Origin of the sequence: Actinoplanes sp. NPDC051470 (genome assembly GCF_040682035.1) — a bacterium.
Taxonomy (GTDB): Bacteria; Actinomycetota; Actinomycetes; order Mycobacteriales; family Micromonosporaceae; genus Actinoplanes.
The window spans coordinates 1-14017 of sequence record NZ_JBFBAA010000023.1; the positions used below are offsets into that span (position 1 = coordinate 1).

Genomic DNA, 14017 nt, shown 5'->3' on the forward strand with positions numbered 1-14017 from the left:
ACCTGTTGGACCATCGTCCAGATCGCGCGATTGCCGGGCTCGGCCAGCCAGGTCAGCGCGACCCGGGCGGCCACATCCTCGTCCCGATCCGCCGCTGGCGTTGGCGCCCGTCAGCGGGAGCGTCCCGTCGCCGCCACCGGCGCCGGCGGCCGAGCAGTCGTCCGGCTTGTCCCAGGCGATCTCGGTGGTCTCGTCGATCTCCTTGGCGCCGACCTCGACGGTGAAGCCCTCCTTGGCGGAGAACTTCTCGGTCTTCTTCTCGCCCGGCTTGACGGTCAGCTCACGCTTCTCGCCCCTGCTGGTCTTGAGGGTCAGCGTGATCTTCACGCCGTCCTTCGGGTTGTCCAGGCCGATGACGATCGTGGTGCAGTCCATCTCGACGATGGGGGTCGGCTCGCCCGGGGCGGCCGGGGTCGACGGCGTCGTCGGGTTCTCCGGCTCCTCCGGCTTCTGCGGCGCGTCGGGCTTGCAGTCCGGCTGGATGTCGATCTTCTTGGTGGCGCTCTTCTGGTCGACGCCCGGGGTCTTCCAGTCCAAGGTCACCTTGAGCGTGACGCTCTTGGTGGTCTTGGGGAGGGTCTGCGTGGCCGTGACCGACTGGTTCTCGGGGATCGACTGACCGACCGCGAGCTCGGGAACGGCCGGAGCGGCCTGGGCGCTGAGCGGCTGGTCGTTCTCACCGAGGAACACCGACTCGGTGATGAAGCCGGCCCGGCCCTTCATCGAGTAGTTGAAGACGGTCCACTCGACCTTCCAGTTGTCACCCGTCGGGCACTCGGCCTTGACGTTGATGTCCGGGTGGTGAGCGCTGGCCGGTGCGGTGAAAGCCACGGCGCCGACCAGGCCGATGAAGGCTCCGGCGATCGCGGCCGTGGTGCGGCGCAGGGGGGACTTGAGCAGGTTCACGCGTGCTCCTGTGCTCCTGTGGTGGGATCAGGGGTACGAGCCAGGGGAGGGCGCAGCGAAGGCACGAGAACGAGAGAGCCTTGCGACGACGCCTCCCCGACGTCGTCGGGCATCCGACCTAAGTCGTCTGCAACAGGCAGTGACCATAGCGACTGGCGTGAATTTGCGAAACCGATGAGTGCGGCTTAATGGTGTCGATGCGAATCCGAGATCTTCGTTGTACCGAGAGGCATTTCATCGATCCGCTGAGTAGGGTTCGGAGGTCGCAGAATTCACCGGCGCGGCCGTTGCCGATGCCTGTGCAGTAGCGTCGATCCGTGCTAATGGGAGCGCAATGACCAGGATCATCGCCGGAGTGCTCGGCGGGCGGCGGTTGTCCGCACCGCCCGGTTCGCAGACCCGGCCCACCGCCGACCGCGTCCGTGAGGCGCTGTTCAGTTCGCTGGCCTCGTTGACCGATCTGGACGGTGCCCGGTTCGTTGATCTCTATGCCGGTTCGGGGGCCGTCGGCCTCGAGGCATTGTCACGCGGAGCTACCTTCGCGCTTCTCGTGGAGTCGGATGCCAAGGCCGCGCGGGTGATCCGGGACAACATCGTCGCGCTGCGTGCGGGAGCGTCGACCCGGCTGGTGACCGGCAAGGTGCTGTCGGTGCTCGCCGCCGAGCCCGAGGGCGGCCCGTTCGACGTGGTGTTCGCCGACCCGCCGTACGCCCTGGCCGAGGAGGAGGTCGACGAGCTGCAACGGCTGCTGGTGGCCAACGGCTGGCTGGCGCCGGATGCTGTGGTGGTGCTCGAGCGCGCCACCCGGGCGGTGCCCCGCGGCGAGGATCTGAGCTGGGTGGACGGCATCACACCGGAACGCAGCAAGCGGTACGGGGAGACCACGCTTTGGTACGGTCGCCGATCATGAGACGTGCGGTGTGCCCGGGTTCCTTCGATCCGGTGACCAACGGCCACCTGGACATCGTCGGCCGGGCCAGCCGGCTCTTCGACGAGGTGATCATCGGGGTGCTGATCAACCAGCACAAGACCGGTTTGTTCACCATCGAGGAACGCATCGAGATGCTTCGCGAGGTGACCGAGCCGTACGGGAACGTCCGGGTCGAGTCCTTCCGTGGCCTGCTCGTCGACTTCTGCCGTACGCAGGAGGCCGCCGTGGTGGTGAAAGGCCTTCGCGCGGTCAGCGACTTCGACTACGAGTTGCAGATGGCGCAGATGAATATCGGGCTGTCCGGCGTCGAGACATTGTTCATGCCGACCAATCCGCAGCATTCATTCCTGTCCTCCAGCCTGGTCAAAGAGGTGGCCAAGTGGGGTGGCGACGTTTCCACGTACGTCCCCGACGTGGTGGGCGACCGGTTGGTGACACGCCTCAAGCAGGGCTGAGGCGGGCCGACTCGCCGGGCGCACCCCATCATGGGCAGTGGCCGACTACGCAGTAACGTGATCGCACCACGCTGCGTGGGGCGCGTGACGCTCGGTTGGTGACAAGCAGGGAGATGAGACGCCGGTGGACCCGCTCGACCGCATCGACGAGATCATCGCCATGGTGGAGGCGGCACGATCGGTGCCGATGTCGCGGACGAACTACATGTTCGACCGCGGCGAGATGGTCGCCATCCTCGACGAGCTGCGCGCCGAGCTGCCGGGTGACCTGCGCCGGGCGGCCGCGCTGCTGGAGGAACGCGACAAGATCATCGACGCCGGCAAGCGCGAGGCCGACCGGATCATCAGCGAGGGTGAGTCCGAGCACGCCCGGCTGGTCTCGGTGAACGAGATCACGGTCTCGGCCGAGCACGAGGGCGCCCGGATCATCGCCGAGGCCCGGGCCGAGGCCCAGCGCCTGCGCGAGGAGGTCGACGACTACGTCGACACCGCGCTGGCCAACTTCGAACAGTTCCTGACCAGGGCGCTGGCGTCGATAGAGCGTGGCCGCGACAAGATGCACGCGCTCCGCGAGATCGGCACCTTCCAGGGCGAGGACGAGCGCCCGCTACCCTTCTAGGGCCGATTCGACGCTCGACCGGCTGCTCAGGTAACCTTTCCTGTCGGCCTTCCACGGCCTGAGAGTTCACTATGCCTAAGTCATCGCAGAGTCACCTGGATCCCAGGCAGCCGCTGGTCGTCGACACGACGAAGCTCCCCCGGCAGCCTGGTGCGACGCGTGCCCTCCAGCGGGTGGTGCCGGCGCCGGCGGATCTCGGCCTGGAACTGATCTCGGTGCCCGTGGGCTCCGACCTCGAGCTCGATCTGACGCTCACGTCGGTGTCCGAGGGTGTCTATGTCAGCGGTCACGTCCGCGGCTCACTGACCGGCGAGTGCGGTCGTTGCCTGGACGAGATCGACCAGTCCTTCGACGTGTCTGTCGCGGAGCTGTTCGCCTACGTGGACAGCACCACCGAGGAGACCACCGACGAGGACGAGGTGGGCCGGATGCGGGGCGACCTGCTTGACCTAGAGCCGGCGGTACGGGACGCGGTGGTGCTCACGCTGCCGGCGAACCCGGTCTGCCGGCCGGACTGCCCAGGGTTGTGCACCGAGTGCGGCGCACGTCTCGCGGACCTGCCGGCTGACCACAGCCATGAGGCCGCCGACCCCAGGTGGGCCGCTTTGCACAACCTTTCGAGTAACGAGGAGTAGGAACCGTGGCCGTCCCCAAGCGCAAGATGTCGCGCAGCAACACCCGCTCGCGCCGGGCCAACTGGAAGGCGACCGTGGTCTCGACCGTGGCGTGCCCCCAGTGCAAGTCGCCGAAGCTGCCGCACGCGGCGTGCTCGGTCTGCGGCACCTACAACGGGCGTCAGGTTCTCGAGGTCTGAGTCGGCCTGGTGACGCGCCCGAACATCGGGCGGGTCGAGTCTGACCAACGGCGAGATGCCGGTGCTCCGGACGGCGGGACAACCCCGCAACCGGGCACCGCGCGGATCGCCGTCGACCTCCTCGGCGGGGACCATGCTCCCGCCGTCGTGGTTGACGGCGCTCTGCACGCCGTTCAGGCCGATCCGTCCGTGCACCTTCTTCTCGTCGGCCCCGTGGAAGCGGCCGGCGAGGTTCTCGCTGCCCTGAGCCCGGCCGATCGGGCCCGCGTGCGCACGATCGGCAGTCCCGCCTCCCGCCCCGGCAACACCGGCTGGATCGAGTCCGGCGTCCGTGCCGCGGTCCTGGCCGTCGCCGAGGGCCAGGCCGACGCGGTGGTCTCCGCCGGGTCGACCGGCGCCACGGTCACCTCGGCCGCGCTCGGTCTCGGGCGCTGGCCCGGGGTGCGCCGCCCGGCGCTGGCCGCGGTGCTGCCCACCGCCACCGGCCGGATCGTGCTCCTCGATGTCGGCGCCACGGTCGATCCGGACGAACGGGCCCTTCTCACCCAGGCCCGGCTGGGCGCCGCGTACGCCGCGGTGGCCCACGGGATCGCCGTGCCCCGGGTCGGCCTGCTCACCATCGGCACCGAGCGCGGCAAGGGCGACCGCCTCCGACGGGCCATGCCCGCCCTGCTGAGCGGAACCGTCCTGCCCGCGGGCGCCCGCTACGTCGGCCTGGTCGAGGGCGACGACGTGGTGACCGGCCGCGGCGCCGACGTCGTGGTGACCGACGGCTTCACCGGCAACGTCCTGCTCAAGGGCCTGGAGACGGCGTACGCCCTGATCGCCCCGCCCCGCAACGGCGATGTCCCGCCCCGCGCGGCCACCCTCCTCGGCGTCGCCGGCACGGTCGTCGTCTGTCACGGCGCGGCCTCCGGCCCTGACCTCGCGGCCGGCATCGCATTGGCCGCCGATCTGCACCGCCGGGCCGCGGTGCCGTCCATCGCGGCCTTCCTGAGCGATGAGCAAACTCTTCCTGAGCGAATGAGCGAACCAGAGGTGATTGATGAGCAATGACAAGAGACGACGGCCGTCGACCGATCCGCTCGAGGAGGCCTTCGGTGTGCCGCTCGAACCCGGCCTGCTCGAACGGGCCCTCACGCATCGTTCGTACGCGTACGAGAACGGTGGTCTGCCGACCAACGAGCGCCTGGAGTTCCTGGGTGACTCGGTGCTCGGCGTGGTGATCACGTCGGCCTTGTTCCACAACCACCCCGATCTCCCGGAGGGCCAGCTGGCCAAGCTCCGGGCGAGCGTGGTGAACATGCACGCGCTGGCCGACGTGGCACGCACGCTGGGTCCCGAGGGGCTCGGTCCACACCTGTTGCTGGGCAAGGGCGAGGAGACCACCGGCGGCCGGGACAAGGCGAGCATCCTGGCCGACACGCTGGAGGCGCTGCTCGGCGCGATCTATCTGGAGCACGGCCTGGACAAGGCGGGCGACGTGATCCACAAGCTGTTCGACCCGCTGATGGCCGAGTCGGCCGGGCGCGGCGCCGCCCTGGACTGGAAGACCAGCCTCCAGGAGCTGACCGCGGCGCTCGGGCTGGGCGTGCCCGACTACGTGATCGACGACGCCGGCCCCGACCACGCGAAGACCTTCACCGCCTGGGTGGTGGTGGCCGGCGAGCGGTACGGCGGCTCGGACGGCCGCAGCAAGAAGCAAGCCGAGCAGCGGGCCGCCGCGGCCGCGTGGCGGACCCTCAACGAGCGGGCCGAACAGGACACCCCGCCCCCGGCCGTCGCCGGTGGCGGACACGCCCCGTGACCTCGCCGCCCGCCGGGGAACGCCTTCTCGACCGGGCCGGTGGGCCGCGTGGGCTGGCCATCGCGCTGGGCATCCTGATCGCCGGCCGGTTGGGTCAGCTCATCATGCTGGTCTGGCTGTCCGCGGCCGCCGACGACGGCCAGACCATGCGCCAGCACCTGCTGGAGTGGGACGGCGGCTGGTTCGAGCGGGTCGCCACGAACGGCTATCCACACGGCTACACGTACGGGCAGTCCGGCGCCCTGGAGGCCAACGAGCTGGCCTTCTTCCCGGTCTACCCGACGCTGATCCGGCTGGTCATGGTGTTCGGGGTGGGCTCCGGCACGGCCGCGCTGGCGGTGGCCTGGCTGGCCTCGGCCGGCGCCGCGATCGCCCTGCACCTGCTCGGCACGACCCTGCACTCGCGCCGCGCGGGCTGGGCGCTGGTGGCGATCTGCACCACCGCGCCGGTCTCGGTGGTGCTCAGCATGGCGTACTCGGAGGGGCTCTTCCTCGCCTTCGTGGCCGGGATGCTGGTCGCGGCGCATCGCCGGGTGTGGTGGGCGGCGGGGCTGCTCGGCCTGGCGGCGTCGCTGACCCGGCCGACCGGCGCCGCCGCGGCGGTCGCGCTGGCGGTCGCGGCGATCATGGCGGTCCGGCAGGTGAGGTCGTGGCAACCGATCGCGGCGGCGGTGGTCGCCCTGGCCGGGGTGCCCGCCTACCTGGCCTGGGTCGGACTGCGGGTGGGTGAGCCGGACGCCTGGTTCAAGATCCAGAGCGCCGGCTGGGGTACGTCGTTCGACGCCGGCGCGAGCACGATCACCTTCCTGGGCACGACGCTGAGCGCCGGCGACGGCTGGGTGCCGGTGAGCGTGGCCCTGATCCTGCTGGCCGCCCTGGCCGCGGCCGGTGTGGCGCTGGCCACCCGGCCCTGGCCGCCGCTGGCCGTCTACGGCGTGCTGGCGATGATCCTGGTGTACGGGCAGGCCGGCTTCTACCACTCCAAGCCGCGCCTGCTGCTGCCCGTACTGTTGACGCTGATGCCCGCGGTGGTGGCCGCGGCCCGCGCCCGCCCCCGGGCCGCGGTGCCGGCGATCGTCGCGTGGGCGCTCTTCGGCCTCTGGTACGGCGCGTACCTGGTCGTCGTCTGGCCCTACACGCTCTAAGGACCCCGTTGTGCCCGAACTTCCCGAGGTGGAGACCGTCCGTCAGGGGCTGGCCAAGTGGGTGGCCGGCCGGACGATCAAGTCCGTCGAGGTACGCCATCCGCGTGCGATCCGCCGTCACCTGCCCGGCGACGCCCACTTCATCGCCATGCTGACCGGCCGCACGATCCTCGACGTCGCCCGCCGCGGCAAATACCTGTGGCTGACGCTCGACTCCGGCGACGCGATCATCGGCCACCTCGGCATGAGCGGCCAACTGCTGGTCGAGCCGGCCGAGAAGGCGGACGGGCCACACCTGCGGGTCCGGTTCACCTTCGCCGACGGCGGCCGCGAGCTGCGCTTCGTCGACCAGCGGACGTTCGGCGGGCTGGCCGTCTCGGAGGGCGGCGCCGAGCTGCCGGACGAGATCGCGCACATCGCCCGCGACCCGATGGACCCACTCTTCGACGACGAGAAGTTCGTGGCCCGGCTGCGCGCCAAGCACACCGAGATCAAGCGCGCCCTGCTCGACCAGACCCTGATCTCCGGCGTGGGCAACATCTATGCCGACGAGGCCCTGTGGCGGGCCCAGTTGCACGGCGCCCGCCCGACCGACGCGCTCACCCGGCCCGCCGTCCGCCGCCTGCTGGCCCACGTCCGCGACGTCCTCGGCGAGGCGATCGTGGCCGGTGGCACGTCGTTCGACGCGCTCTATGTGGACGTCAACGGGCAGAGCGGTTACTTCGACCGGGCCCTCAACGCGTACGGGCGGGAGGGCGAGCCGTGTCACCGCTGCGGCACGCCCATCCGCCGGGAGCAGTTCATGAACCGCTCGTCCTTCAGCTGCCCGAAGTGCCAGCCGCGTCCACGAGTGCTGTCGCCCCGGGATAGTCGGGCAGCGTCAGGGCGGTAGTCGCCGCCCGGATGTCGCGACCGGTCAGTCCGGTGGCCTCGAGCAGGGGGGCCACCTTGAGCAGCACGTGGTTGCGGAACCACAGGGCCCGGGTGGTCGACGGGGCCAGCATCGACGCGCCGTCGTCGGCCAGGGCCTGATTCTGGCGTACGAAATCACGGGTCTTCTGCTCGTAGGTCTTGAACGCCACCTCGGGCGGCGCCGAGGCCAGTTCGCCGGCCAGCACATAGCCCCCGACCAGGGCGATGGAGGAGCCCTGGCCGGAGAAGAACGACGGCGCGTGGGCCGCGTCGCCGGCCAGCCCGACCCGCCCGCGTGACCAGACCGGCATCCGGATCTGGCTGGTCACGTCGAAGAAGACGTCGTCCGCGGCGCGCATGCCGTCGAGCAGCCTGGGCACGAGCCAGCCCTCGCCGCCGAAGATCTCGGTCATCAGCGCGCGCTGGGCGGCCACGTCACGCAGCTCGGCCAGCGGCGGGATCGGCCGCTTGGCCATCAGGAAGCCGTGCAGCGTCGGGCTGCAGCCGGGCGCGTAGATCGCCGCCATCCGGCCGGGCGTCGACCAGAGCAGCCCCTCGTGGGCCAGGCCCAGGTCGTTCGGGATGGTGAACCCGGCGAAGCAGTAGCCGAGGTAGTGGTTGAACTGGTCCTCCGGGCCGAAGGTCAGCCGCCGGGTGTTCGAGTGCAGCCCGTCGGCGCCGATGACGACGTCGAAGTCCTCGGTCCGGTGTTTGTCGAACGCCACCGTCACGCCGTCGCCGTGATCATCGATCGCGGCGATCGAGTCGCTGAAGATCCACTCGACGTCGTCGCGGACCGCCGCGTAGAGGATCGACGTGAGGTCGCCGCGCGGCAGCTCGACGTCGCGACGTGCGACGCCGCCGGTGAGCTTCTCGGGGTCCATCGACCCGGCGACCTTCCCGTCCGGGGCGAAGAACGTGAGCTTCCGGGAGTTGATGTGCGCCGCCCGGACCTGGGGCAGCACGCCCATCCGGTCGATGACGTCGAGGGCGGTGCCGCGGACGTCGATGGGGTAGCCGCCGCCGCGCACGGTGGGCGCCTTCTCGACCACGGTCACCTCCCAGCCGTAGCGGTGCAACCAGTAGGCCAGCGTGGGTCCGGCGATGCTCGCGCCGGAGATGAGTGCCTTCATGGCGACGACACTACACCGTGCAGTGTAGTTCCGGTAAGGTCGTCGTGTGCCAAGTGAGAAGACGCTGCGTGAAGGGTCGGCGGCGAAGCGCGCGGCCATCCTCTCGGCCGCCCGCGAGCTGTTCCTCAACGACGGCTTCGACCGGACGAGCGTGGACGCCGTCTCGGCCCGGGCCGGCGTCTCCAAGCGGACCGTGTACGACTACTTCGGCGACAAGCAGACGCTGCTCGCGGCCGTGGTGAACGACATATCCGGCTCGCTGCTGGACGCGGTCCGGCGCACCATCCAAGGCACCCTGGCCGGGCTCACCGACCCGGCCCAGCTCGAGGACGCGTTCGTCGGCTTCTCGATGCGGATCGTCACCGACATGCTCGGTTCGGCCGACTACACGATGCTGATCAAGCTGCTCGGCGGGGAGGGCCACCTGGCCGACGCGCCGTTCGGGGACGCGCCCGAGGACGAGCTCGCGGCCCAGCTGGCCGTGCTGGCCGAGCGTGGGCTGTTGACGGCGCCCGACCCGCGGATGGCCGCCGACCATCTGCTCGCGCTGACCTTCGGGGTGGCGATGAACCGGTTCGGGGCGCTGCCGAGCGCCGGGGACGATCGGGTGCGGCCGCTGGTGGTCGAAGGGGTGCGGGCCTTCCTGCGGGCGTACGCCGGCTGTTCTTCCGGCTAGGACCGCACCTGTTCGGGGATCGGGCTCACCTGCGGGGCCGCGTCCGTGGCCAGGCCGAAGCCGGCGCCGCGGCGGCCCATCAGGCGGCGGGCGGCGGTGAGCAGGGCGGTCGGCACGCCGTGCACGAGGTGGCCGTCGCCGGGGACCACGCCGTCGCCGTTCCAGCCCTGGTAGGCGTCCCACGGGCCGTCGAAGGTGCAGATGCGCACGTCCAGCTCGCGGTAGGACGGATGCGTCGGCACCCCCGGGTTCAGCACCACACGATGCAGGCCGCGGCGGGCCGCCAGCCGCAGCGTCAGCGCCACCGGGCCGACACCGCCCTCGCCGGCCGGGGCGCGGTCCAGGAACAGGCCCTCGACGCCGTCCTCGCGCCACGCGTCCACATCGGCCAGCACGTCGGCCAGGGAGCGGCCACCCCAGTCCAGGTCGACCCGGCCCAGCACCTGGTGCACCGAGTGTCGCCGGCCGGGGCGGGCCTGGATGATCCAGGTGTCGGCGTCCAGGGCCAGGTTCGCGGACGGGTGGGCGTACGGCGGGAAAAGGGTCTTCACGAAGATCTCCGATGGTCCTTTTGATCGGCTGACGTGTAGGCCACCAGCAGCAACCCGAGCAGGTGGGTCGCGGCGAGCACGGCCACGACGGACGGCAGCGGCTTCGCCAGGAGCGGCAGCGTCAGGATTGCCAACGGCGCGGCGGCCGCCAGGGATGCGGCCGTCGCCGTCCGCCGGCGCGCCGCGAGCAGGAACGTGATCGCCAGCAGGCCGCCGAGCAGGGTTCCGGCGGCCAGGGTGAGCACGCCGTCGCGACCCTGCGGGAGGCGGTACGCGGCCGCGGTCAGCGCGACACCGGCGGCCAGCGGCGGCAGCAGCGCCGACACCGTGGTCACCGCGACGCTCCGCACATGCCGGCGGTAGTCGCGTTCACTCTCGGCCAGGTCCAGCCCCGCCTCGACCTCGTGCAGATGCCAGCCGACCAGCGTCTCCAACGCGGGCACGGCGACCAGCAGGGGCAGCATGGCCAGCACCGCCGAACCGTCCGGGCCGGCCCGCCACAGCAGAACAGCGGTGCCGGCCTGCGCCGCGCCGAGCACCAGATGCCCCAGCCCACGCCACACCGCGCCCCGCTCGAGCCGCGGCCGCCCCGGCACCCGCCGCATGATCACCGGCCGGTAGGCCCGCACCGCCGCCACCACGATCGCCGCCGGCAGCAGCGTCCCCAGCGGCAGGCCGGCCGTCCACCCGTCACCCAGGGTGGCGGCCACGCTCAGCGCCCCCAGCAACCAGCAGGGCAACGACCACCGGACAACATCGGCTTCGGTACGGGTGACAAGCGCCGCCGTGACCGTCGCCAGCGTCGCCAGCCCGCCCAGCCCGACCATGAACGCGAGCATCCGCGACCCGCCGAGCAGCGCGTCCGGCGCCACCCAGACGAGCGCGCTCCACACCCCGCCCGCGGCCAGGAACCCGCCACCGACGAGCCGGGCCGCCGGCGCCGCGCCCGCACCTCGCGCCACCTCGGCGCCGACACTGGTCAACGCCTGCGCCGCACTCCACCCGAGCAGCACCAGCACGGTCGGCACCAGCCACCCGAGCCGCCCCAGCACCGGCAGCCCGGCCACCGCGACGCTGAGCGGCCCGACGTAGAGCGCACACCGGACCAGCGCCGTCCCGACGTAAGGCCGCTTGGCCGGTGCCCGCCGAGCCCCACGCTGGGCCCGCCGCTGCTCCAGATGAGTGAGGACGGACACCCCCACCCCCTGCAACGACATCCCGTACCGCCGCCGCGCCTCATCGTCATCGTCGACACCCATCCGGCCGATCTCCGCGACCACATCGGACGCGTCGACCAGGTCGTCACCGAGCCGCTCGGCCAACTCGACCACCGACCGCCCGACCGGCTCCTGGTCCGCGGCGGCTACCTCGGCGGCTTCCGCGGCGGCTTCCTCGGCAGGCGACTTCGGCGCCGGCGTGGCCGCGTCGACCCCGGACGGCGGCCACGCCCACCGGCCGCGCCCGTCCTCCCCGGCGACCGCCGGATCAACGACCGCAACCGGCAGCACCGCCACGGCATCCAGGTCATCGGCGTCCAGCACCGGCCGCGGTTCCTCGCGCTCGGCGGCGTCGGGCCACGACTGCTCCGGGTCGGCCTGGTCCAGATCCGCTGCCGGTGGATCGTCGGCGGCGGTCGCCGGCTCGGCGGGATGCGCCGGCCATTCGATCGGCCTGACCGACGGCCGGGGCCACAACGCGCTGGCCTCGGGGCCGGTCGGCGGTTCGTCCAAGGCTTGCGGGCCGGTCAAAGCTTGAGGGTCGCCCTCGGCCGTCGGGTCCAGGTCGTGGTGGACGTCCACGTCTTGTGCCTCGTGCGCGGCAGGCGTGTCCACCTCAGCGGAGTGCTCATCACGCCGACGACGGCGCCACGGCTTGCGCCACGACCGGCCGGCGGGGTCATCGTCGAGGGCGACGCGATCGTCGTCCTTCCACAGGTTGCTGAAGTCGGGCTCGGGCGCTGGAGGGCCGCCGGCCAACGCGATCCGACGGTCGTCGTCCCACGCCGAGTCCGTCCACCCGCCCGCCGCGGGTGCGACCGAGACCGGGTCGCCGAGGTCGCCAGGTGGGGCGTCGCCAGGTGGCGAGTTATCAGGCCGGGTGTCGCCGGGCGGGGTGTCGCCAAACGGGGAAGCGCCAAACGGCGAAGCGTCAGGCGGGGAGGCACGTGTCGGAGCGGCGCCAAACGGCGAGGCGTCGGGCAGGGAGGTGGGCGACGCGGTAGGGGAGACGTCCGTTCCCCGGTCGCCGAGAGCGGGCGGGACGGGGGCCGCGTCGAGCAGAGCCGGGTCGGCCTGCTCGGCCTCGACCGCGGCCAGATGCTCGGCCAGCAGGCTGCCCAGGCTGCGCCCGCCGCGCCGCTCGGCGGAGAGCCGCTCGGCGTCCGCCACGATCGCCTCTTCGGCCGGGAAGGGCGCGGGGGATGAGGTGGCGGGGAACAGCGCGGAGGGTGAGCCCGGCGGGAAGGGCGCAGGAGATGAGCCGGCTGGGGCGGGCGGGCCGGAGCTGGGGAACGGGTGGGGCGGTGAGAGTGTCATGAATCCTCCCGGACCAGCCAGCGCATGGTGGCCGGCAGTTCGGTGCGTGGGGCCGGCACCGACAGCGCCAGCTCGAACGCCGGCGGGGGCGGGGGTGCGGCCAGGTCGGTGTAGAGGGCGCGGTAGACGCGGAGCACCCGGTCGGTGGTGAAGTGGGTCAGGGCGCGGCGCCGGGCGGCCTCGCCCAGGGATCGGCGGCGGGCCGGGGCTCGGAGCAGCGCCACGACGGCCCGGGCCAGCTCGCCGGGATCGCCGGGCTTGACCAGCACCCCGGTGTCGCCGAGGGTCTCGGCGGCGGGGCCGATGTCCACGCCGACCACGGCCCGGCCGGACATCATGGCTTCGACCAGGCGGTACGGCGGGTCGGCGGGGCCCGGCAGGTGGATGACGACGTGCGCGGCCGCGTACCGCTCGCCGGGGTCGGCCGGCAGCGGGTGGAGCCGGACCGCCCGGCCCAGGCCGCTGCGTTCGATCTCCTCGGCGGCGTGGTCGACGTGGGCCGCGGTGACGCCGACCAGGTGCAGCACCGTGCCGGGGACCTGGGCCACGACGGAGCCGAAGGCGTCCAGCAGGTGGGTCAGGCCGCTGTCCGGTCCGCCGCTGCCCGACCACACCAGCGCGGGGTCGGGACTGGTGACCTCCAGGACGCCGACGTCACCAGGATCCACCCCGGCGGGCACGGACACCAGGCGCGACGGCGTGGCGCCGTGCTTCAGGGCCCAGCCGTGGTGGTACGAGCTCAGCGGCGCGATCAGCGACGCCTCGGCGTACCCGGTGCGGGCCACCGCCCGCCGGAACCGGCGCAGCACCGTGCGTACCGCCGGCGACAGCCTCTCCTCGGCCGGCCGCAGCCGGGCCACGGGGGCGCGCGCCTCGGTCAGCAGCAGCGGGGTGCCGCTGCGCCACCGCCCGGCCAGCGCGGCCAGCAGCGGCGTCGTCCCGCCCACGCAGTGCACCAGGTCGGCGGGCGGCGGCTGGACGGCCAGCGCCTTGACCGCGTGCCGCAACAGCGTGGCCGCCGTGCGCGCGTCGCGGACGCTGAGCCGGGGCAGCGGCAGCCGATCATTCGCGGTCATCAACTGCCCGGTCCGCCAGGCGTCGAGGAGCACGTCGGCCAGCGTGACCCCGGCCAGCGGCGACGGCGATTCACAGGGCAGGGGGTCGATCATGGTGGCGAGCCGGCTCAGCCCGTCGGCGAACATCTGGTCGGCGTTCTCCTGCTCGCCGAGCAGCCCGCGGCACAGCAGCACGGCCGCGGCGGTCGCTCCGTCGTCGGGGGCGCCGGCCCGGCGGGGCTCCGGCAGGTGCGGCGCGATCGCGCTCGCCGTTCGCACATTCCGGGGCAGTGGGTACGCCGGACCGCCCGCCGGCTCCCGGTCAACCACCGTGAGCAGGTCGAACGTGACCTCGGGCAGCCCTTCGACGACGGTCCGGCACCAGCCGCCGAGCGCGTCACGACGGAACGGATACCCACCACCGGTGAGCAGACAGATGCGCATGCGCCGGGCTCAGGTGCGCGTCGTGGTCGGCGATA

At 72.3% G+C, this 14017-nt stretch carries 15 protein-coding genes; 10 read left to right on the forward strand and 5 right to left on the reverse strand.

What is annotated here, in order from left to right:
• The coding region (locus AB0M54_RS32440; RefSeq protein WP_364475549.1) for a hypothetical protein at positions 1 to 906 on the reverse strand (906 nt) is incomplete at its 3' end.
• A 334-nt stretch (positions 907 to 1240) separates the two neighbouring features.
• Between AB0M54_RS32440 and rsmD the strand changes: the two genes are divergently transcribed.
• From rsmD to mutM, 9 genes are all read left to right on the forward strand, one after another.
• Entirely contained in the window at positions 1241 to 1816 is a 576-nt protein-coding gene (rsmD, locus tag AB0M54_RS32445) for a 16S rRNA (guanine(966)-N(2))-methyltransferase RsmD (protein WP_364315249.1), read from the forward strand.
• Positions 1813 to 2292: a pantetheine-phosphate adenylyltransferase gene (gene coaD / locus AB0M54_RS32450; RefSeq protein ID WP_364315252.1), complete on the forward strand. Its 480-nt coding sequence runs from the start codon at positions 1813 to 1815 to the stop codon at positions 2290 to 2292. Before rsmD ends, coaD begins: the two co-directional genes overlap by 4 nt.
• A gap of 124 nt (positions 2293 to 2416) precedes the next feature.
• Complete coding sequence (locus AB0M54_RS32455; protein ID WP_364315254.1) at positions 2417 to 2911, forward strand: hypothetical protein; 495 nt, start codon at positions 2417 to 2419, stop codon at positions 2909 to 2911.
• A gap of 71 nt (positions 2912 to 2982) precedes the next feature.
• The gene (locus AB0M54_RS32460) at positions 2983 to 3546 is read left to right on the forward strand and encodes a DUF177 domain-containing protein (RefSeq protein WP_364315257.1); all 564 of its coding nucleotides are present in this window, start codon (positions 2983 to 2985) and stop codon (positions 3544 to 3546) included.
• Between the two features lie 5 nt (positions 3547 to 3551).
• Complete coding sequence (gene rpmF / locus AB0M54_RS32465; protein ID WP_364315259.1) at positions 3552 to 3725, forward strand: 50S ribosomal protein L32; 174 nt, start codon at positions 3552 to 3554, stop codon at positions 3723 to 3725.
• Positions 3726 to 3830: 105 nt separating this feature from the next.
• Positions 3831 to 4781 (forward strand): phosphate acyltransferase PlsX, encoded by a 951-nt coding sequence (locus AB0M54_RS32470; protein ID WP_364475674.1) that lies wholly within the window; start codon positions 3831 to 3833, stop codon positions 4779 to 4781.
• Complete coding sequence (gene rnc / locus AB0M54_RS32475; RefSeq protein ID WP_364475551.1) at positions 4771 to 5532, forward strand: ribonuclease III; 762 nt, start codon at positions 4771 to 4773, stop codon at positions 5530 to 5532. The genes AB0M54_RS32470 and rnc overlap by 11 nt, the downstream gene beginning before the upstream one ends.
• Positions 5529 to 6677: a hypothetical protein gene (locus AB0M54_RS32480; protein WP_364475553.1), complete on the forward strand. Its 1149-nt coding sequence runs from the start codon at positions 5529 to 5531 to the stop codon at positions 6675 to 6677. Before rnc ends, AB0M54_RS32480 begins: the two co-directional genes overlap by 4 nt.
• A gap of 10 nt (positions 6678 to 6687) precedes the next feature.
• Complete coding sequence (gene mutM / locus AB0M54_RS32485; RefSeq protein WP_364315267.1) at positions 6688 to 7569, forward strand: bifunctional DNA-formamidopyrimidine glycosylase/DNA-(apurinic or apyrimidinic site) lyase; 882 nt, start codon at positions 6688 to 6690, stop codon at positions 7567 to 7569.
• Here the strand turns inward: mutM and AB0M54_RS32490 are convergent.
• Positions 7496 to 8722, reverse strand: coding sequence for an FAD-dependent monooxygenase (locus tag AB0M54_RS32490; RefSeq protein ID WP_364475555.1), 1227 nt, complete (start codon positions 8720 to 8722; stop codon positions 7496 to 7498). The genes mutM and AB0M54_RS32490 overlap by 74 nt on opposite strands.
• A gap of 46 nt (positions 8723 to 8768) precedes the next feature.
• Here AB0M54_RS32490 and AB0M54_RS32495 point away from each other — a divergent pair, with 46 nt between their 5' ends.
• Positions 8769 to 9398 (forward strand): TetR/AcrR family transcriptional regulator, encoded by a 630-nt coding sequence (locus AB0M54_RS32495; protein WP_364475557.1) that lies wholly within the window; start codon positions 8769 to 8771, stop codon positions 9396 to 9398.
• Here the strand turns inward: AB0M54_RS32495 and AB0M54_RS32500 are convergent.
• From AB0M54_RS32500 to AB0M54_RS32510, 3 genes are read right to left on the reverse strand one after another with little or no spacing between them, the layout of a single operon-like run.
• Entirely contained in the window at positions 9395 to 9949 is a 555-nt protein-coding gene (locus AB0M54_RS32500; protein WP_364475559.1) for a spherulation-specific family 4 protein, read from the reverse strand. The genes AB0M54_RS32495 and AB0M54_RS32500 overlap by 4 nt on opposite strands.
• Entirely contained in the window at positions 9946 to 12483 is a 2538-nt protein-coding gene (locus AB0M54_RS32505; protein WP_364475561.1) for a hypothetical protein, read from the reverse strand. The genes AB0M54_RS32500 and AB0M54_RS32505 overlap by 4 nt, the downstream gene beginning before the upstream one ends.
• Positions 12480 to 13982, reverse strand: coding sequence for a DUF3492 domain-containing protein (locus AB0M54_RS32510; protein ID WP_364475563.1), 1503 nt, complete (start codon positions 13980 to 13982; stop codon positions 12480 to 12482). The genes AB0M54_RS32505 and AB0M54_RS32510 overlap by 4 nt, the downstream gene beginning before the upstream one ends.
• Between the last annotated feature and the right edge of the window lie 35 nt (positions 13983 to 14017).